This window comes from Mesorhizobium caraganae, assembly GCF_016836705.1.
In the GTDB taxonomy this organism is placed as follows: Bacteria; Pseudomonadota; Alphaproteobacteria; order Rhizobiales; family Rhizobiaceae; genus Mesorhizobium; species Mesorhizobium caraganae.
Genome location: NZ_JAFCGY010000011.1, coordinates 46,803 through 63,313, shown reverse-complemented (window position 1 = coordinate 63,313; position 16,511 = coordinate 46,803). Strand labels below are relative to the sequence as shown.

The 16,511-nt window shown below is 62.9% G+C and carries 19 protein-coding genes; 7 read left to right on the top strand and 12 right to left on the bottom strand.

Annotated elements, in window-relative coordinates; translation table 11 throughout:
- Window positions 1-30: 30 nt before the first annotated feature.
- On the top strand, window positions 31-1,017 hold the full coding sequence (locus JQK88_RS19525; RefSeq protein WP_192258305.1) for a glycosyltransferase family 2 protein: 987 nt from the start codon (window positions 31-33) through the stop codon (window positions 1,015-1,017).
- Between the two features lie 24 nt (window positions 1,018-1,041).
- On the opposite strand, the gene JQK88_RS19520 is transcribed toward JQK88_RS19525, so the two are convergent.
- Complete coding sequence (locus JQK88_RS19520) at window positions 1,042-1,362, bottom strand: DUF1330 domain-containing protein (RefSeq protein ID WP_192258306.1); 321 nt, start codon at window positions 1,360-1,362, stop codon at window positions 1,042-1,044.
- Between the two features lie 250 nt (window positions 1,363-1,612).
- Here JQK88_RS19520 and JQK88_RS19515 point away from each other — a divergent pair, with 250 nt between their 5' ends.
- Window positions 1,613-2,548: a glycosyltransferase family 2 protein gene (locus tag JQK88_RS19515; protein WP_112562217.1), complete on the top strand. Its 936-nt coding sequence runs from the start codon at window positions 1,613-1,615 to the stop codon at window positions 2,546-2,548.
- Between the two features lie 28 nt (window positions 2,549-2,576).
- Here JQK88_RS19515 and JQK88_RS19510 read toward each other — a convergent pair whose 3' ends face one another.
- From JQK88_RS19510 to JQK88_RS19500, 3 genes are all read right to left on the bottom strand, one after another.
- The gene (locus JQK88_RS19510) at window positions 2,577-3,377 is read right to left on the bottom strand and encodes a DUF1194 domain-containing protein (protein ID WP_192258307.1); all 801 of its coding nucleotides are present in this window, start codon (window positions 3,375-3,377) and stop codon (window positions 2,577-2,579) included.
- 166 nt (window positions 3,378-3,543) lie between these two features.
- Window positions 3,544-5,367 carry an ABC transporter ATP-binding protein/permease gene (locus tag JQK88_RS19505; protein WP_203279147.1) on the bottom strand — a complete coding sequence of 608 codons (1,824 nt, stop codon included), beginning with the start codon at window positions 5,365-5,367 and terminating at the stop codon, window positions 3,544-3,546.
- Window positions 5,368-5,505: 138 nt separating this feature from the next.
- The gene (locus tag JQK88_RS19500; protein WP_192258356.1) at window positions 5,506-6,288 is read right to left on the bottom strand and encodes a class I SAM-dependent methyltransferase; all 783 of its coding nucleotides are present in this window, start codon (window positions 6,286-6,288) and stop codon (window positions 5,506-5,508) included.
- 109 nt (window positions 6,289-6,397) lie between these two features.
- On the opposite strand from JQK88_RS19500, the gene gloB reads away from it, so the two are divergent.
- Both gloB and JQK88_RS19490 read left to right on the top strand, forming a co-directional pair.
- Window positions 6,398-7,165 carry a hydroxyacylglutathione hydrolase gene (gene gloB, locus JQK88_RS19495; RefSeq protein WP_192258309.1) on the top strand — a complete coding sequence of 256 codons (768 nt, stop codon included), beginning with the start codon at window positions 6,398-6,400 and terminating at the stop codon, window positions 7,163-7,165.
- Window positions 7,166-7,190: 25 nt separating this feature from the next.
- Complete coding sequence (locus JQK88_RS19490) at window positions 7,191-7,631, top strand: cupin domain-containing protein (RefSeq protein WP_192258310.1); 441 nt, start codon at window positions 7,191-7,193, stop codon at window positions 7,629-7,631.
- Here JQK88_RS19490 and JQK88_RS19485 read toward each other — a convergent pair.
- Genes JQK88_RS19485 through JQK88_RS19475 form a run of 3 tightly spaced genes read right to left on the bottom strand, consistent with a single transcriptional unit; the run spans window position 7,606 to window position 9,992 of the window.
- A complete protein-coding gene (locus JQK88_RS19485; RefSeq protein WP_203279146.1) occupies window positions 7,606-8,280 on the bottom strand; it encodes a lysoplasmalogenase in 675 nt (224 codons plus the stop codon). The two genes, JQK88_RS19490 and JQK88_RS19485, sit on opposite strands and share 26 nt — an antisense overlap.
- Window positions 8,277-9,164 carry an aromatic amino acid exporter YddG gene (yddG, locus tag JQK88_RS19480; protein ID WP_203279145.1) on the bottom strand — a complete coding sequence of 296 codons (888 nt, stop codon included), beginning with the start codon at window positions 9,162-9,164 and terminating at the stop codon, window positions 8,277-8,279. Before yddG ends, JQK88_RS19485 begins: the two co-directional genes overlap by 4 nt.
- Before the next feature lie 27 nt (window positions 9,165-9,191).
- The gene (locus JQK88_RS19475) at window positions 9,192-9,992 is read right to left on the bottom strand and encodes a DUF3108 domain-containing protein (protein WP_203279144.1); all 801 of its coding nucleotides are present in this window, start codon (window positions 9,990-9,992) and stop codon (window positions 9,192-9,194) included.
- Between the two features lie 261 nt (window positions 9,993-10,253).
- Between JQK88_RS19475 and rpmB the strand changes: the two genes are divergently transcribed.
- The 3 genes from rpmB to JQK88_RS19460 all read left to right on the top strand — a co-directional run bounded on the left by rpmB (window position 10,254) and on the right by JQK88_RS19460 (window position 12,031).
- Window positions 10,254-10,550 carry a 50S ribosomal protein L28 gene (rpmB, locus tag JQK88_RS19470; RefSeq protein ID WP_023670682.1) on the top strand — a complete coding sequence of 99 codons (297 nt, stop codon included), beginning with the start codon at window positions 10,254-10,256 and terminating at the stop codon, window positions 10,548-10,550.
- A gap of 122 nt (window positions 10,551-10,672) precedes the next feature.
- A complete protein-coding gene (locus JQK88_RS19465; RefSeq protein WP_203279143.1) occupies window positions 10,673-11,353 on the top strand; it encodes a queuosine precursor transporter in 681 nt (226 codons plus the stop codon).
- Window positions 11,354-11,356: 3 nt separating this feature from the next.
- Complete coding sequence (locus JQK88_RS19460) at window positions 11,357-12,031, top strand: spermidine synthase (protein WP_203279142.1); 675 nt, start codon at window positions 11,357-11,359, stop codon at window positions 12,029-12,031.
- Window positions 12,032-12,088: 57 nt separating this feature from the next.
- On the opposite strand, the gene JQK88_RS19455 is transcribed toward JQK88_RS19460, so the two are convergent.
- From JQK88_RS19455 to JQK88_RS19435, 5 genes are all read right to left on the bottom strand, one after another.
- A complete protein-coding gene (locus tag JQK88_RS19455; RefSeq protein WP_203279141.1) occupies window positions 12,089-12,565 on the bottom strand; it encodes an SRPBCC family protein in 477 nt (158 codons plus the stop codon).
- Window positions 12,562-12,933 (bottom strand): ArsR/SmtB family transcription factor, encoded by a 372-nt coding sequence (locus JQK88_RS19450; protein WP_203279140.1) that lies wholly within the window; start codon window positions 12,931-12,933, stop codon window positions 12,562-12,564. Before JQK88_RS19450 ends, JQK88_RS19455 begins: the two co-directional genes overlap by 4 nt.
- A gap of 244 nt (window positions 12,934-13,177) precedes the next feature.
- Complete coding sequence (locus tag JQK88_RS19445; RefSeq protein ID WP_203279139.1) at window positions 13,178-14,200, bottom strand: esterase-like activity of phytase family protein; 1,023 nt, start codon at window positions 14,198-14,200, stop codon at window positions 13,178-13,180.
- Entirely contained in the window at window positions 14,197-16,095 is a 1,899-nt protein-coding gene (gene cobT / locus JQK88_RS19440) for a cobaltochelatase subunit CobT (RefSeq protein WP_203279138.1), read from the bottom strand. Before cobT ends, JQK88_RS19445 begins: the two co-directional genes overlap by 4 nt.
- A gap of 9 nt (window positions 16,096-16,104) precedes the next feature.
- The gene (locus JQK88_RS19435; protein WP_246749925.1) at window positions 16,105-16,491 is read right to left on the bottom strand and encodes a hypothetical protein; all 387 of its coding nucleotides are present in this window, start codon (window positions 16,489-16,491) and stop codon (window positions 16,105-16,107) included.
- Between the last annotated feature and the right edge of the window lie 20 nt (window positions 16,492-16,511).

Below are 16,511 nucleotides of genomic sequence, written 5' to 3'. Positions count from 1 at the left end.
TGCTATTCATCCTTCCGGTCGAGGCGAAAAATGATTCCAGAGCAATATTCAATTGTACTAGAGATGGAGAATGCCAAATCCATCGACTGGGATGAAATCGGTGTCGGACTAAAAGCGCTGGCGCGCGAGATCGTTGTCGTTTCCTCAACCGGCTTGGCGAGGCCAAAGGTCATTGTCTCGCATGGAGGGCAGGAATCGGACGCCGGTGCGCTGAGAACTAGTTTCGCAGCCGAAGCGCCGGAGTTGCAGCAGGTAGCTGACCTGGTCTTTGCAGCCTGCCCCGGCGGCCGCTATTACGACCTCAAGAACCATGCGATTCCTCTGGCCGAAGGGAATATCGTCGTTTTCATGGATTCCGACACGGTTCCCCAGACGACTTGGCTCTCGAGCCTTCTGAGCCCCTTTCAAGATCCCGAAACCATCTGCGTGAATGGCCATACCTATCTTATGCACGATGATTTCTTTTCGAGAACCTTCGCTTTGATCTGGTTCTTTCCGATGGCGCGGGGAGACGAAAGATTCGCCTCGAAACGTGCCATCAATGCCAACAACATCGCCTTCCGGCGCGACTGGATAGCCGATCATCCCTTCCCAAAGCACAACGGCTTTAAGGTTTCTTGCACCCTGCTGATGCATCAGCTTTGGCGGGAGCGTCGTAAAATCGTGAATGTCGACGCGCGTGCCTATCACTACCCGCCGCGAGGCTGGCGCTTCTTTCTATGGCGCGCATTGGTAACCGGCCGGGATGCCGACAGGAAATTTGTCGAACTCCATTCGCCCAATCGCGTCCAGCGCATCGTCAAGTCCTTCAGCCGCTGGGGCACCATGTCGTGGCGCACGACGCGGCGCGTGATACGTCATGCGCCGCAAACGGGCATGCCGCTTTGGCAGGTTCCGTTTTCGCTGCTTGTCGGCCTCACATTTTACGCCCTGGCGTTTTTCGGCCATTTCAGCTTGGCGATAGGGCTCGTTCGCGACGAGATCGAAACCGTGCCGGACTATGTTGGGCACAGCTAGGCACCGAGAATAACGCCGTCATCCCTATCCAAGTACGTCGATGGCCTTGTGTGGATGCCGAACACCCTCGGCTAGCACCACGTCGGCGTGGGAGTTGTCGGTGCGCAAGGCCAGAATCTCCCGATAGGCTGATGAATTGTACCAGCCGCGCGCGTTCTCCCTGTCCGGAAACTCGATAACGATCAGATGCCCTGGCCATTCGTTCTCGATCACGTCCAGGTCGCCGCCATGGACAAGAAAGCGCCCGCCGAACGGCTCCAGCGTGGCGTCGATCCTCTGCAGATACTCGACAATCTGCGGGCCCATTGTGACTTGGCGCATAAGGGCGACGGCGTAGGCGGTCATGGCTGAACTGCCTGTTCGATCGAAGCACAACAACCGGCTCCGTTGACCCAAATCTGCAGAAATGACGGCCATCGGTCGATTACGTCAGGGGTAATCGGCCGGCTTACGGGCATCCTGGCTCAACAGTTTGTGATGACATTGCCGCTGGTTTTTTGTAGCGTCGAATCGAATGCCATCCCGAGGTAAGGTTTGGACGGCGACCCATCAAAGCATCCGGCCTTCAGGGATTTCGGGGCATAATCGAAGCAACATGTCCAAGACAACCGACCTCGCTCCGCTGATCTCGGTGATCACGCCGACGCACAATCGCCGCAGCAAGGTGGTGCGCGCCGTCGAGAGCGTGCTGGCGCAGAATTTCGCCCGGTTCGAGCACATCGTCGTCGATGACGGCTCGACCGACGGCACGGCCGCGGCACTCGCCGAAATCCGCGATCCACGGCTGATCTATGTCGGCTCGAAATGGCGTGGCGCCAATGCCGCCCGCAATGCCGGCATCGAGCGGGCGCGGGCGCCGGTGGTCACATTCCTCGATTCCGACGACGTCTATTTGCCGGATCGGCTGGTGCGGACGCTGGAGCAGTTCGACAACAATCCCTCGCTCGAAGTGCTGATCAGTTCCTTCGTGTCGCTGAAGGGCAATCGCCGTACCAATTGCGTCAACCGCGAGGCTCTGCTGAGCCGCGACTCGCTGGAACGGGCCCTTGTCGCGCAGACCATCTTCATTGCCGGGTCGGCAATCACCGCCCGGCGCGAGTCACTGCTGGCCATCGGCGGTTACGACAGCGACGTCACGCGCATGCAGGATCGCGAATTGTTGCTGCGCTTTGCCCGGCGCAGCGGCGCGCAATTGTCCGAAGTGATCGACTGGAAAAAATACAATTCGGAGAATTCCATCTCCGGACAGCGCGATGGCTATGTCGAAGCCTATGCCAGTTTGATCGACAAGCACCCCTATATCGCCGACCGCTACCCCCACATTCCGCCCTACATGATCGCCCGGCAGCTCATCGCCGATGCGCTCAAAGGCAGGGTTTCGCAGGCGTTCTCCGGCTATCTGGCCAACCGGTCATCCAAGGCGCTCGGCTATTCGCTGCCGCAACTGTTTCGCGGCTATGTCGGCGGCCGGCGCTGGCGCCGCGATCTCTACGCCGAATTTCGCGACAAATACGGTGCGCGGCCCGCCTAGAGCTTCCCTCGGGAACTGTCTCTAGGCCTCATTTGTCGAGTTCCGGGAAATAAGGGTCGGAATAAAGCCGCCGGTCGCGTTCACCCTGCAGGCAGTCCATGGGCGCTTCCGCGTCGATCGTGACCACGGTCGCATCGGCAATGCCGCTCACCTCCAGGATAAGCTTGCGGCGTATGGCGGTGGCGAATTCGGAGGCCGCGTAGATCGGCAGCACGAAGGAGCCGGGCCCACCGGTGACGCAATCGTCATAATACTGGTCGAGATGGCTGAAGGTCGGTGACGGGCTGATCAGGATCGGCAGGCCGTTGATGACGATGCCCTTGGCCACCGCGGCGTCGCGTGTGGTGGCGACCGGCAGCCCGGTGTTGTTGGGACCGTCGCCGGAAATGTCGATCACGCTGCGTGGTGCGTCGAAGCCGGTGCCGTCGAAAAACCCGGCGCCGAAGGCAAGCGCGCCGGAAATCGAGGTGCCGCGAAAGCTGCGGAACGGCCGCGCGGCTATTTTGTCGGCGAAGGCGTCGGCGCTTTCTGCGCTGTCGATGACCTGCCAGGCGATGACGCCATCCTCGCGCACGACGCCTGCCCATTCGAAATAGGCAAGCGCGATGCGGCCGGTTGTGCCCGAGCGCACAGCCTTGATGAAGTCGGGATGCCTGAGCGCCTCGACATAGCCGGCACGCTGCAGCGCGAACTCCCTCTCGTCCATCGACTGCGAGATATCGACGGCCAGCACCAGCTCAACATCGACGGCAACGGCATTGGCCGGGGCAGCCACGGGCGTGACCGGAGTGCAGGCAAGGCAGGCAAGCAGGCTGAGCGCATCGAGCATGGCCGCACCACGGATGTTTCGATCCGCGAATCTTCGCCGCGATCGCGGCGAAATAAAGCCTAATGCATGTCGCTCAAAAGTGGCCCCGGTTTTGAGAGAACGACATGCATGAAACAAAGACCTAAAGCGCGTCGCGTGAATCCGTTCAAAGGCGACGAGCTTTAGGCTACTCCTTTCGCGGGCGAGCCCCTCTCGGCGGCGGGTCGATGGCGCCGGCCCTGACGCAAGCGGGCTTCAGCGCCGGCGCACCGGAATCCTTCACGATCGTCAGGCCGCGCGGAAAGAACTGAGTGTTGTGCTGGCCGCGCCCGATATTGATGATCGCGGCTCCCTTCAGATGCTTTTCCAACATCGCCAGCACTCGCCTCAGCGAGGGTCCGTCAAACGCATCCATCGCTTCGTCGATGATCACCCATTTCGGCTGCCGCAACGCGAGCCTGGCCACGCCCAGTAGGCGCTGTTCGTCATCGGCCAACTCATGGTCCCAGCGCCCCACGCGGTCGAGCGACGATGACAGCCGTTCAAGACCAACCTCGGCCAGCACGGCCGAAATGTCGGCATCGTTAGCGGGCGCATGCCCGTTCGCATGATTGAGCACCTCTCGCAACGTGCCGGCCGGCAAATATGGGACACGCGGCACGAAGATGAGGGTTTCTCCAGCCGGTAGGCCGATCCGCCCCCTGCCCCATGGCCACAGGCCGGCAATGGCGCGGAAGAACAGCGTCTTGCCGGCGCCGGGCTCGCCGGTGATCATGACGCGCTCGCCGGGATGGATTTCGACGTGGCTGTCGGCAAGCTTGGTGCAGCCCTCGGGCGAGGCCACCTGGAGCTTTTCGAACGTCAGGCTGCCATTGGCGTTGTCGCCGAATTCGATGCGCTTTTCCTTGTCGTGCAGCACATCGGTTTCATCGAGCGCGATGCGGAAGTCGGCAACGCGCATCAGCGTCGCGCGCCAGTCGGCGATGCCGCCGATGTTGTTGATGAACCAGCGCAGCGACGAATGCACCTGGTTGAAGGCGCCAACCGCCATCATCAACCCGCCAAAGCTGATATCGCCCGAGAAATAGACCGGCGACGCCACCAGGATAGGCGCCACGACGGTGATCCAGCCATAGGTGTCGGTCACCCAGGACAGGTTGATCTGCGCGGTGTAGATGCGCCGCATGGCGCCCAGCACAGTACCGAGGTCGATTTCGAGCCGTCGTTTGGCGTCGGCCTCACCGTGGTAAAGCGCAATGGCATCGACATTTTCGTTGACCCGCACCATCGAGGAGCGCAGCTCGGCTTCACGCGTGTAGCGATCACTGTTGAGGCGGATCAGCGGCCGCCCGACCAGCCAGCTCAGCCAGGAAGCGATGCCAGCATAGAGGAACGCTGCCCAGACCATGTAGCCCGGTATCGCCAGTGACCAGTTATTGAAGTGGAAGACGAAGCCCGACGATAGCTGCCACAGCACGCCCACGAAAGACACCAGCAAGATGAAGGATTGCAGCAGGCCGACGCCGAGGTCCGTCGTCAGATCGGACAGATGCGCGGCATCCTGCTGCATGCGCTGGTCGGGATTGACGCCGATGGCGCCGGCATTGGCCAGCCGGAAGGCCCGCGCCGGCCGCATCCACTGGTCGATCAGGTCGAGCGTCAGCGCCTCGCGCAGCTTCAGCCGGATCATCTGGTTGAGCCAGGTCTGAGCGATGTTGAGCATCAGCAGCGTGCCGGCGATCATTGCAAAGATCATGAGCTGATGCAGGAAGGCCGCCATGTCACGACGCGCCAGCGCATCGTAGAAGGGCTGGTTCCAGCGGTTGAGCAGAACCTGGCCGATCGACGTCGCGACGATGACGGCCATGATGCCGACCGACGTCCACACCAGCCATTTGCGCACCGGCGAGCCTACCAGCGCCCGTTTGATCGTCGTCACCTGGTCGCGCAGGCTGCTGGCTTCGACGGTCACCGGCTGAACTGTGGCGTTGGTGTCCGGTTGATCAGCCATGGCCTGGGGTCCTTACGTTCAACAGCGGTGCTGAAACCGGATGGAGCGACTTGAAGGCATCCGCCGCTCAAACGGGCTGCGAATGCATCTGCGACAGATAGGTGGGAAAATCCCACGCAACACCAGTTTTCATCATGATCACGAAGGTGTCACCTGACCCTTGGTCGATGTCACCCCATCGGCCCGGCGGCCAAGCCTTGTCGCGCCGTGCGGCGACAGCACCGGCACGAAGACGCGGCGCGAGGCGCGCTGCGCCACCGGCACACCCTGATAGAGCCGCTTTTGCGCCTCGACCACGATGACGCCGGAAAAGATCGGCCAGAACCGCCTGCCGGCGCGCTCCAGCACATTGTGGAACCGCATCATGAAGCGCCGCGGCGATGGCGGGAAAAACAGCGCGTCGGACCAGGAAGCCGGCGTGAAGTTCGCCTCGCGCAGCAATTCGGTGAGCTGGCCGCGCGAGAACGGCCGGCCATTGCCGAACGGCGTGTGCTCGAACCGGGCCCAGACGCCGCGCCGGTTGGGCACGACGATGACGACACGCCCCGCCGGCGACAACACCCGCCAGATCTCGTTCAGCGTCTCGCGCGGGTTTTCGACATGCTCCAGCGAATGCACCAGCAGCATGCGGTCGATGCAGGAATCGACCAGCGGCAGTTCCTCGTCGAAGACCAGCGCCGTCGACGTCGGCCCGCTCGCCGGCCAGACCACCGCACCTTGGGTGGCCGGCATGAAGGCAAAGACCCGCTCGGCATCGGTGCCGAACCGCTCCAGCCACGGCAAGGTATAGCCGAGCCCGACCAGCCGCTCATTGGGCACGGCAGCCCATATCGAGGACAGCGCCATGGTGATCGAGCGTTCGGCCAGGCGGCCGAGCGTGGTCGAATAGAAGGAACGAAGGTCGACGATATCGGAATGCATGCGCGGGACGGTAGCTGCGATGTCGCTGAAGTTCAACAAAGGTGCCAAGTTCCGGATGACATCGGCGGGCAAGCGCCCTATGTCTGCGGCGACAGATGGAGAGATGAAAATGCCGGTCGAAATCGAACAGTTCATGTGCCGCAGCGACAATTTCGGCGTGCTGGTGCATGACCCCAAGAGCGGCGAGACCGCCATCATCGACGCGCCCGAAGAAGCGCCGATCCTGGCCGCGATCGAGCGTACCGGCTGGAAGCCGACGCTGATCCTGACCACCCACCACCATGTCGACCATGTCGAGGCCAATCTGGCGCTGAAGGAGCGCTTCAAGCTGCGCATCGTCGGACCGGAGGCGGAAAAGGAAAAGATCCCCGGCATCGACGAGACCGTCGGCCAAGGCTCGGTCGTCCATCTCGGCGGTGAGCGGATCGATGTCATCGCCACGCCCGGCCACACGGCGGGCCACGTCTCCTATTACCTGCCGGCCTCGAAAGTGGCGTTCACCGCCGACACGCTGTTCGCGCTCGGCTGCGGCCGGCTGTTCGAATGCAAGCCGCCGGTGATGTATGAATCGCTGAAGAAGCTCGCCGCACTGCCGGCCGACACGGTCATCTATTGCGGCCATGAATATACGCTTTCCAATGCCCGCTTCGCGCTGACTGTCGACCCGACCAATTCGGCGCTGAAGGAGCGCGCCGCCAAGATCGAGACGCTGCGCGCCGACAACAAGGCGACGCTGCCGACGACGATCGGCGAGGAATTGTCGACCAATCCGTTCCTGCGCTGGCACGACCCGGCGATCCGCAAGCATCTCGGCATGGAAAAGGCCAGCGATGCCGACGTGTTTGCCGAGATTCGCAAGCGTAAGGACAATTTCTGACCATCGTGACATTCCGGGAGCAGCCATGACCAGCGCCGCTGAAATCATCGCCACGCTTGGCCTCAAGGCGCATCCGGAAGGCGGCTGGTATGCCGAGACCTTTCGCGACGGCGCCGGCGGCGCGCGCGGCCATTCGACGGCGATTTATTTCCTCCTGGAAGAGGACCAGATTTCGGCTTGGCACCGGGTCAAGGACGCGGCCGAGGTCTGGCATTTCCATGCCGGTGCGCCGCTGGCGCTGTCGATGTGCGAGGAAGGCGGTGCCATGATCGAGCAGGTGCTCGGCGTGGAACTTGCGGCGGGCGAGCGGCCGCAGATCGTGGTGCCGGCCGGCTGGTGGCAATCGGCACGCAGCCTCGGCGAATGGACCCTGGTCGGCTGCACCGTGGCGCCGGGCTTCGACTTCGCCGCCTTCGAAATGGCCGAGCCCGGCTGGGAACCTAGCTCAGCAAAAAGCCAAGCGTAATTGCCAGCTGGGCGGCATAGTAGAGCACCCAAACGACATAGCGGATGCCGGCGCGATTGGGCGCGATGGCCGGCACCAGGAATTTTTCCGTGGCAAGCAGCCCGTCCGACGCCATGAACATAACGGCACCGATGATGACCCATGGATTGTCGAGCGTCAGCGCCGAAATGCCCATCGCCAGGATGGCGGCGACATAGACGGCGATCGGCGCTCGCAGGCCGGGGCCGACACGGCGCCAGAGTGCCGCCAGCATGACGACGACGAAGGCGGCCATGGCGAGTGCAATGGCGCCGCGCCATGTCTCGGTGCCCAGCACATCCAGCCCGCCGCCGCTGCGCAGGAAGAGCGGCACATAGAGGATATGCGCCGCCAGGAAGCTAGCCAGCCCGCCGAGGAAGGCCTTCTCGCCGTCACGCGACAGGAAGGCGTCGCCGACGGAGCTGAGGGCCAGCGCCGCGATGAGCAGCAATGGACCACCTTGCATGAAGGCGAGCACCGCAAGCATGGCCACGGCCAGCGTCTTTGCCGCCGAGCGGGCCAGCGTCGGCCGCATGTCGAGGGTGAAGGCGTAGATCACCGCAGCCACCAGCGAAAAAATCAATGTCGCATTGGCATTGGCGTCGATGCCGCCGGCAAACGGCATCGTCATGCCTTGGCTCCGATCTCAGCCGGCTTGCGCAGGAACAGCGACTTCGCCGCCAGGGCCGCGCCGCCGGTGATCAGCACACAGGCGGCAAGGATGCGTAGCGATGGCTCGGCGACGCCGGCCGCGATCAGCACCAGGGTCGACAGAAGCGGCGCCGCATAGCTGGCAGCCCCCAGCACCTGGATATTGCCGCGCTTGACGCCGATATCCCAGGCGTAGAAGGCCGCACCCACCGGCATCAGCCCGAGACCGAGCACCGCCAGCCACTGGCCTGGACCGTCGGGCAGCACCGTCTGTTCCAGCAGCAGATGGCAGACGAGCGAAAGGGCTGCCGTGGCGGCGCAGAACCAGGTGACGATCGACGTCGGCACCGCCGGAAAACGCCGCGACAGCAGCGAATAGGACGACCACAGCAGCGCGCAGACGGCGGCCATGGCGTAGCCAAAGGCATAGCGCGCATCGAAGGCAAGCCCGCCGCCCTTGGTGACGATGAGGACGGTGCCGGCCAGCCCAAGCAGCGCGCCGACGACATGGTTCCAGGCCAGCTTCTCGCCCGGCATCAGCGCTGAACCGAGCACGATCAGCAGCGGCCACAGATAGGCGATCAGGCTTGCCTCCACCGCCGGCGCGTTGCGCAGCGCGGTGAAATAGAAGAAGTGGTAGCCGAACAGGCCGGCTATGCCGACCAGCCAGACCTGGCGCGGGATCTTCTGGCTTTTATCGGTCGCCGGCATGAACAGCTGCGCGACCAGCCCGACCGCGGTGCCGATGGCGAAGGTGATGGCCGACAAAAGGAATGGCGGCACGGCGCCCGAGGCGTCGGTGAGCAGCGCCAGCAGCGCCCACATGGCAACCGCGGAGAAACCGATCAGTGTTGCGCGCCCCATGCCCGTCTCCGGCGGCGCGCCAGGCGCCTATTCTGTTGCTTCGAACCGCCCCGCGCTGACGGTCAAGGTGCCTATCTGCGTCCCGACCGTGGCGTGGATCGGCGCATATACGCCGGTTTGGCCGAGCGGTGCAAACGTCACCATCATCTTGCTCTTGTTCTTCAGGTAATTCAGCGCCTTGCGGCCCTTTCGGTAGCCCGCCACCGGCTCGAAGCTCATCTTGCAGGTCACGGTGTCGCCCTTGTAGCCCTTGACCGAGATCGAGCCTTTCGAGGCATAGGTCAGCGTCAGGTCGGCGCGCATCTCGCCATCATAGAACTTCACCTTGCGCCCGCAGACCTTGTCGAGACTATCGGCATGGATGACGGTGGCGGCCATCGGGTCGAGCACCGATGTCAGATCGTTGCCACCCAGCGGTATCCAGGTCTTGGGATTGCGCTTTTTCGGTTCGGGGATGACCTGAGTGGCGGTAACCGCGCCATTGGCAAAGCGGATATCGACCACGGAAGCCTTCTTGCCGGACTTGTAGTCGGCGCGAAACGCCTGCGGCTGCATCTGCTTGCCCAGGATCTTGCCCTTTGACGAGATCGTGCCGCTCGTATCGTCGAACAAAGTGGCGATACCGGCGCTGGAGACGGTGCCGTCGATGGAATAGCTATCGCCTTCGTAGTGGCTGTTAAATTTCGCCTTGGCCACCGAAAGGCCGAGGAACGACACCGTGTATTCGCCCTTGAAGGACTGCGGGGCAGTTGCCGGTGCGGCGGCGAGGGCTGACGTCGGCAAGGCAGCGGCAAGCACGGCGACAACGGCATGTGACGGACGAAGCATGGCGGGGATCGTTCCTTGAATTTTCAAGCCGCAGATGGGCAACTCCGGCCTGGCATGTCCCTATGCGACCGCTTATAGGCTGAATTTCGGCCTTTATATGAAAGGACCGCCGCATCCCGAGGGAAGCCGGAGCTTGACGCCTCGGCGAAATGCAACTATGGAACGCCAACTTTTCCATAAGGCCGCCTGACTAAAACCGCGCGCCGCCCGGCGCGGGCGAAAATGGTTTGGCAGGCCTAGAAAGAACTGAAGGTTAGAACCATGTCCCGTACCTGCGAACTCACTGCCAAGGCAGTCCAGACCGGCAACAATGTGAGCCACGCCAACAACAAGACCAAGCGCCGCTTCCTGCCGAACCTCGTCAATGTGACGCTGATTTCGGAAGCGCTGAACCAGAATGTGCGCCTGCGCATTTCGGCCAACGCGCTGCGTTCGGTCGAGCATCGCGGTGGCCTCGATGCCTTCCTGGCCAAGGCCGACGCCAAGGAATTGTCGCAGCGTGCGCGCCTCTTGAAGAAGCAGATCGCCAAGAAGCTGGCCGACCAGCCCGCCGCTTGAAGACTTTAAGGCGGGGGACGACCGCCTTGAGCATCGGAGCGATCCGATGCTCAAAACTTGCAAGGCAGCGCGATCCGCATTTCGGATAGCGCCTGGCTGGTTCCATTACCCAGGATAAAAAAATGACTTCCTTCTCGCGATATCTGCCCTTTGTGGCCGCCATGGCGCTTGTCGTCGTGGCATCGAACATTCTCGTGCAGTTCCCGATGCAGGGCCAGGTCGGCGGCCTGTCGCTGGCCGACATCCTGACCTGGGGCGCCTTCACCTACCCCTTCTCCTTCCTGGTCACCGACCTTGCCAACCGCCGCTACGGCCCGACCGTGGCGCGCCGCATCGTCTTTGTCGGCTTCATGACCGCGGTGATCTGCTCGATCCTCGTCCCGCCCTTCCTGTTTCGCCACGGGCTAATCGAATTCGAGACCGCAGCCGACCGGCTGGTGCGCATTGCAGCGGCTTCCGGTGCGGCCTTCCTGTGCGCGCAATTGCTTGATGTGACCGTGTTCAACCGGCTGCGCCGGCAGAGCTGGTGGCGCGCGCCGATCGTCGGCACGCTGGTCGGCTCGGTGTTCGACACGCTGGTGTTCTTCAGCGTCGCCTTTTCGGCCGCGTTCGCCGTTGCCGGCCCGAACGACGGCTTTGCGCTGGAGACGGCGCCGCTGATGGGCGTGCTGCCGGTCGAGACCATGCGCTGGGTATCCTGGGCGCTCGGCGACCTCTCGGTGAAGCTGATCATCGCCGTGGTGGCGCTGATTCCCTACCGGCTGCTCGCCGCTCGCTGGAGCCAGCCGGCCGTAGCGGTCTAGGTTGTGATCCCCTGGGTCCAGCTCGACTCGGCCAAAACGCCGGACGGCGGCCAGGAATTGCGCCTCAAGCAGCGCGGAACTGAATTTTCGATCATGCTCGGCACCAACGAGCTGATGAACAGCCGCCTCAGCGGTTCCGAGGAAGAGCTGGCAAAACTGTCCTGCGACAGGATTGCCGGACACAGCCGACCGAAAATCCTGATCGGCGGCCTCGGCATGGGCTTTACGCTGCGCGCAGCGCTTGCCGAACTTGGCGCCGACGCAGGCATCACAGTCGCCGAGCTTGTCCCGGCGGTCATTGCGTGGGCGCGCGGCCCTTTGGCAGCGCTGTTTGCCGGCTGTCTCGACGATCCCCGTGTAAGCGTCCGCGAGGCCGATGTCGGACACATCATAAGATCCGACAAGGCGGCCTGGGACGCCATCCTGCTCGACGTCGACAATGGTCCCGAAGGCATCGTCTACAAGGGCAATGACGCCCTCTACGGCACCGCCGGCCTCGCCGCCGCTCGCTCCGCGCTCAAGCCCGGCGGTGTGCTGGCGGTATGGTCGCAAGGGCCGGACAGCGGCTTCACGCGCCGGCTCAAGCAAGCGGGTTTTGCCGTGGACGAGGTAAACACGCGCGCCAATAGCAAGCGCGGCGCGCGCCACGTCATCTGGATCGCAACCAACCGGCTCTAGCGGCCGCCTGTGAGAACAGGCGGGAGATCGCTTGGATCCGCACGCTGCGGATGGAAGCTATCTCGACAGTTCGGCGGCAAGAGCCTCCAAAAGGCCGCGCGTGCCCTCTTCGCGGCCCTGCGCCGAATCGACACCATCGAAGAACACGCCCTGTTCGGTGAAAGTCAGGCGAGTGCCCTCGCCGGATGGCGACAGCTCGACGGTGGTCAGCGACGCAGACATTGGCTGCGGCCCGATTGCCATCCGGTAGGAGAACACAATGCGCCTGTCCGGAACGATGTCCTGAAACTGTGCGTCGAGCCTGATCTCCGGGCCGCCCTGGTAGCTGAACCGAGACACCTCGGCGCCGCCGACTCGGAAGTCGAAGCTGAATTCAGCGATGGTGAAGCCGTGGCCGTCGACGCGCCAGCGCCGCACCGTCGCCTTGTCGGCAAAAGCATGAAAGACCTTGGCCGGTGACTGCGGATAGGTGCGCTCGATGGTGAAAGTGGAGTGGATGACGGAGTGGTCGTCTACGGGGGCGGTCTGGTTCATTGCTTCTGATCCTTGTCCTGGTTCTTCTTGGGGGATTGGTCTTTGGGGTCTGTCTCGGCGAGGATCTGGCCAAGGCGGTCAAGGTGGCGTTCCGCCGGTATGCGGCGTTCCGCGATCCAGTCGGCGAGCGGAGCGAGCCCGCCCGGTTCGATCCGGCAGGTGCGCACCCGCCCGATCTTTTCACTGCGGATCAGCCCGCAGGCTTCCAGCGCCTGCAGATGCTGCAGCACTGCGGCAAAGGTCATGCCGAACGGCTCCGCCAGTTGGCTGACGGTCGCCGGTCCGCGGGTCAGCCTTTCCAGGATCTGGCGGCGGGTGGGCTCGACAAGAGCCCGCAGGATGCTGTCGATCTCGGAATAGTCAAGCATGGACTTGAGTATTACTATGTCGAAAAATTGTCAAGTCGTGACTAAAGTATTTTCACAAAAGCGGCATGATCAGCCTGCTCAAGCCAGGCAGGGATTGGAAACGGCGGGACAAACGGAAAGGCAAGCGTAAGGCGCGCAGCCATCCGGATCGCAACTGACGCGGCACGGGATTACACGGCAGTTTGCAGATTCGGCGTTGCCAAACCGTGCATGGTTGCAGACGGAAAGCAGAAATCCGGTCGGCTCAATCCTGGTGCAGGATGAATTCCAGATAGAGGTTGCGCTGCAGGATCGAGTGGTTGTCGTCCGAGATCAGCGACACCATCACCGCACCGTCGTCGCGGGTCCAGACGTCGAGCCCTTCCATATTGTCGATCTGATAGCCCATATCGGCTTCCATCAGCACCGGTCCGTCGGCGACAGCGCCCTTCTCGACGCTTTCGCCATAGATGCGTCTGAGCCGCATCTTCACCCCGCCAGCCATCGAGAAACTGCGCTCCAAGAGCAGAAGGTCGCCGTCCGGCAGGAAGGCGCCGTCGGTGATATCGAAATCACCATTGCGCTTGACGGTAAAGACGCCCTTGTGCGGCCCTTCGATGATGGCGGCATAGATGTTGCCGGCCTTGTCCAGGCTCTTTTCCGAAACCACGACCAACCCGCCCTCGTGCTGGCCGTAGGGATTGGCGTGGGTGACGGTCTCGAAGCCGCGGTTCTGCCTGAGTTCCCGGGCTGGAACCAGGAAATTCAGCTGCTTGAACGGCGCCTTCATATTGTCGGGGTCGATCTTGAACTGGGCGACGCGCTGGTCGCGCTCGAAGCCGACGGTAGCGATGCCATCCTTGACCGCCAGGCCTTCGGCGTCGACCTGCCATTTCTTGTCGATCGGCCGGCCCGAGGCATCGACCATCTGCTGCATGCGGAAATTCTGGATACCGGACGGCCGCTTGTCGGCGTCGTGGGCTATGGTGCCGAAAAACCAGAAGCCTGTATCGGCGACGCCGATGAAATCGCCGCCAGGTTTGAGGAAGCGAAACGCCGACAGCGCTCCGAAATCGCGCGTCGTCGAGGTCATCTCAAGACCGCCGACGAACTCCAGCGGACCGAACTGTTTGTCGGCGCCGCCTATATGGAAGGCGCTGATCGGGCGTGCCGAGACTTCGACCGACTCGACCGGAGTACGTCCCGCAGCAAATGCCGGCAGAGCCATGCAAAACAAGGCAGTGGCGGCGAAGAGCGTCTGCCTGAAGCCACCGCGCAAGGAGATCATCCGGCGCGCCGATAGCCGCCGCGGCGCGTGTCGCGCGCGTTTTCCTCGGCAAACAGCGAGGCCAGCTGCTCGGTCATGGCGCCGGCCAGTTCCTCGGCATCGACAATGGTGACGGCGCGCCGGTAATAGCGGGTGACGTCATGACCGATGCCGATGGCCAAAAGCTCGACCGGCGAGCGTGTCTCGATCAGCTCGATGACGGCGCGCAGATGGCGCTCGAGATAATTGCCCGGATTGACCGACAGCGTCGAATCGTCGACCGGCGCGCCGTCCGAGATCATCATCAGGATCTTGCGCTGTTCGGGCCGGGCGATCAGCCGGTTGTGCGCCCACAGCAACGCCTCGCCGTCGATGTTTTCCTTGAGCAGGCCCTCGCGCATCATCAGGCCGAGATTGCGCCTGGCCCGCCGCCACGGATGGTCGGCAGATTTGTAGATGATGTGGCGCAGATCGTTGAGCCGGCCGGGATTTGGCGGCTTGCCGTCCTTCAGCCACTTCTCGCGCGCCTGGCCGCCTTTCCACGCCCTTGTGGTGAAGCCGAGAATCTCGACCGAGACGCCGCAGCGCTCCAGCGTGCGCGCCAGAATGTCGGCGCAGGTCGCGGCAACGGTGATCGGCCGGCCGCGCATCGAGCCCGAATTGTCGAGCACCAGCGTCACCACCGTGTCGCGGAATTTGGTATCGCGCTCCTGCTTGAACGACAGCGGCTGCATCGGGTCGATGACGACACGCACCAGGCGCGCCGGGTCGAGATAGCCTTCCTCGAGGTCGAAATCCCAGGAGCGGTTCTGCTGCGCCATCAGGCGCCGCTGCAGCCGGTTGGCGAGCCGGCCGACGACGCCGGAGAGATTGGCCAGTTGCTTGTCGAGGAAGGCGCGCAGCCGGTCGAGTTCTTCCTCCTCGCACAGCTCTTCCGCACCGACCGTCTCGTCGAAGGCGGTGGTAAAGACCTTGTAGTCGATTTCCTTCGGCAGATTGGTGAAGGGATTGTCGTTGCGGCGCGCTTCGCCCGGCGTTTCGGCGTCCGCGTCGTCATCGTCGGACAAATCGTCGGCGGTGGCGTCTGACGCCTCCGTCTCGGAGGACTGTTCGTCGTCCGCCGACGCTTCAGCATCCTCGGACTGCGACTGCTCGGAGCCGGAATCGTCTTCGCCGCCCTCCTCGCTTTGCTCCTCGCCTTGCGGCTGGTTCTCGTCATTGTCCTCGGAGTCTTCGGTCTCCTGGTCGTCGCCGAGTTCCTCGGCCATCTCCATGGACGCAAGCATATCGCGCACGACGCGGGCGAAGGCCTGCTGGTCGCCGAGCTTGGCTGACAGTCCGTCGAGATCGGCCTTGGCCTTCTCCTCGACCCAGGGCCGCCAGAGTTCGACCAGCCGCTCGCCGCTCTTCGGAATCGGCCGTCCGGTCAGCTTCTCGCGCACCATGAGCGCAAGCGCCTCCTCGATCGGCGCGTCGGCCTTGTCCTTGACGTCGACGAGATTGGCCTTGGCGTATTTGTCCTCCAGCATCGAGCCGATATTGTCGGCGACGCCCAGCATGGCGCGGCTGCCGATCGCTTCGACCCGGGCCTGCTCGACGGCGTCATAGATCGAGCGCGCCAGTTTGCCTTCCGGCGCCAGCTTGGTGTGGATGCGCTGATCGTGGCAGGCGCGCTTCAGGGCCATGGAATCACCGAGACCGCGGGTAATCGCGATGTCCTCTTTCGACGCTTTCTTCGGCAGTTCCGGCAACCGGGCGCGGCTGCCGGCAAGGGCGGGCCGGTCCTTGGCGAAGCCAACCTCAAGCTCCTTGTCGCCGGCAATGGCGCGCATGCAGACGGTCACAGCGCGCTTGAAGCTGTCGGCTTCAGAGCCCGTTTTCGACTTGTTGCGCGTGTTGTCGCCCGGACCCGCCATTATCTATCTCTATTTCGCAGCCGGCTGCTGGGTGAGCTGAGTGCGCAGAATGCCGACAATCTCTTGCACCGGGATTGTAAAGTAGCCACCCCTGCCACTGTCATATGCCTGTCTCCACAGACTGTATCCATGGCCGAAGCCGTCGGGAACTGGTCTAATCCCCTCAAGCTCAACCACACTCTTCCTAAGCACGTCAGCTGCTAAAGGGAGGTGGGGAACTGTTTGCAGCGGCTTTCCGTCATTCGGCATCGGCGCATCGGTAACTGAAATCGACACGATCGGTTGATCTTCCCCTTTCAGATTGTCGACTGCGCCTATGATCACCCGCGACGATATTGGCGTCGCACCGTGATAGGTCCAGGTCTGCCCAGGTTTGAAGGGTTCGTTCTGGGCCATAGCTGCCTGAGAGAGACCAA

Excerpts from the sequence above, each read along its gene's own strand:
- JQK88_RS19490 (WP_192258310.1), top strand. The coding sequence starts at position 7,191 with ATGACCAGCGCCGCTGAAATCATCGCCACGCTTGGCCTCAAGGCGCAT.
- rpmB (WP_023670682.1), top strand. The coding sequence starts at position 10,254 with ATGTCCCGTACCTGCGAACTCACTGCCAAGGCAGTCCAGACCGGCAAC.
- JQK88_RS19455 (WP_203279141.1), bottom strand. The coding sequence starts at position 12,565 with ATGAACCAGACCGCCCCCGTAGACGACCACTCCGTCATCCACTCCACT.
- yddG (WP_203279145.1), bottom strand. The coding sequence starts at position 9,164 with ATGGGGCGCGCAACACTGATCGGTTTCTCCGCGGTTGCCATGTGGGCG.
- JQK88_RS19465 (WP_203279143.1), top strand. The coding sequence starts at position 10,673 with ATGACTTCCTTCTCGCGATATCTGCCCTTTGTGGCCGCCATGGCGCTT.
- JQK88_RS19500 (WP_192258356.1), bottom strand. The coding sequence starts at position 6,288 with ATGCATTCCGATATCGTCGACCTTCGTTCCTTCTATTCGACCACGCTC.
- JQK88_RS19515 (WP_112562217.1), top strand. The coding sequence starts at position 1,613 with ATGTCCAAGACAACCGACCTCGCTCCGCTGATCTCGGTGATCACGCCG.
- cobT (WP_203279138.1), bottom strand. The coding sequence starts at position 16,095 with ATGGCGGGTCCGGGCGACAACACGCGCAACAAGTCGAAAACGGGCTCT.
- JQK88_RS19505 (WP_203279147.1), bottom strand. The coding sequence starts at position 5,367 with ATGGCTGATCAACCGGACACCAACGCCACAGTTCAGCCGGTGACCGTC.
- JQK88_RS19450 (WP_203279140.1), bottom strand. The coding sequence starts at position 12,933 with ATGCTTGACTATTCCGAGATCGACAGCATCCTGCGGGCTCTTGTCGAG.
- JQK88_RS19435 (WP_246749925.1), bottom strand. The coding sequence starts at position 16,491 with ATGGCCCAGAACGAACCCTTCAAACCTGGGCAGACCTGGACCTATCAC.
- JQK88_RS19510 (WP_192258307.1), bottom strand. The coding sequence starts at position 3,377 with ATGCTCGATGCGCTCAGCCTGCTTGCCTGCCTTGCCTGCACTCCGGTC.
- JQK88_RS19525 (WP_192258305.1), top strand. The coding sequence starts at position 31 with ATGATTCCAGAGCAATATTCAATTGTACTAGAGATGGAGAATGCCAAA.
- JQK88_RS19485 (WP_203279146.1), bottom strand. The coding sequence starts at position 8,280 with ATGACGATGCCGTTTGCCGGCGGCATCGACGCCAATGCCAATGCGACA.
- JQK88_RS19445 (WP_203279139.1), bottom strand. The coding sequence starts at position 14,200 with ATGATCTCCTTGCGCGGTGGCTTCAGGCAGACGCTCTTCGCCGCCACT.
- JQK88_RS19520 (WP_192258306.1), bottom strand. The coding sequence starts at position 1,362 with ATGACCGCCTACGCCGTCGCCCTTATGCGCCAAGTCACAATGGGCCCG.
- JQK88_RS19475 (WP_203279144.1), bottom strand. The coding sequence starts at position 9,992 with ATGCTTCGTCCGTCACATGCCGTTGTCGCCGTGCTTGCCGCTGCCTTG.
- gloB (WP_192258309.1), top strand. The coding sequence starts at position 6,398 with ATGCCGGTCGAAATCGAACAGTTCATGTGCCGCAGCGACAATTTCGGC.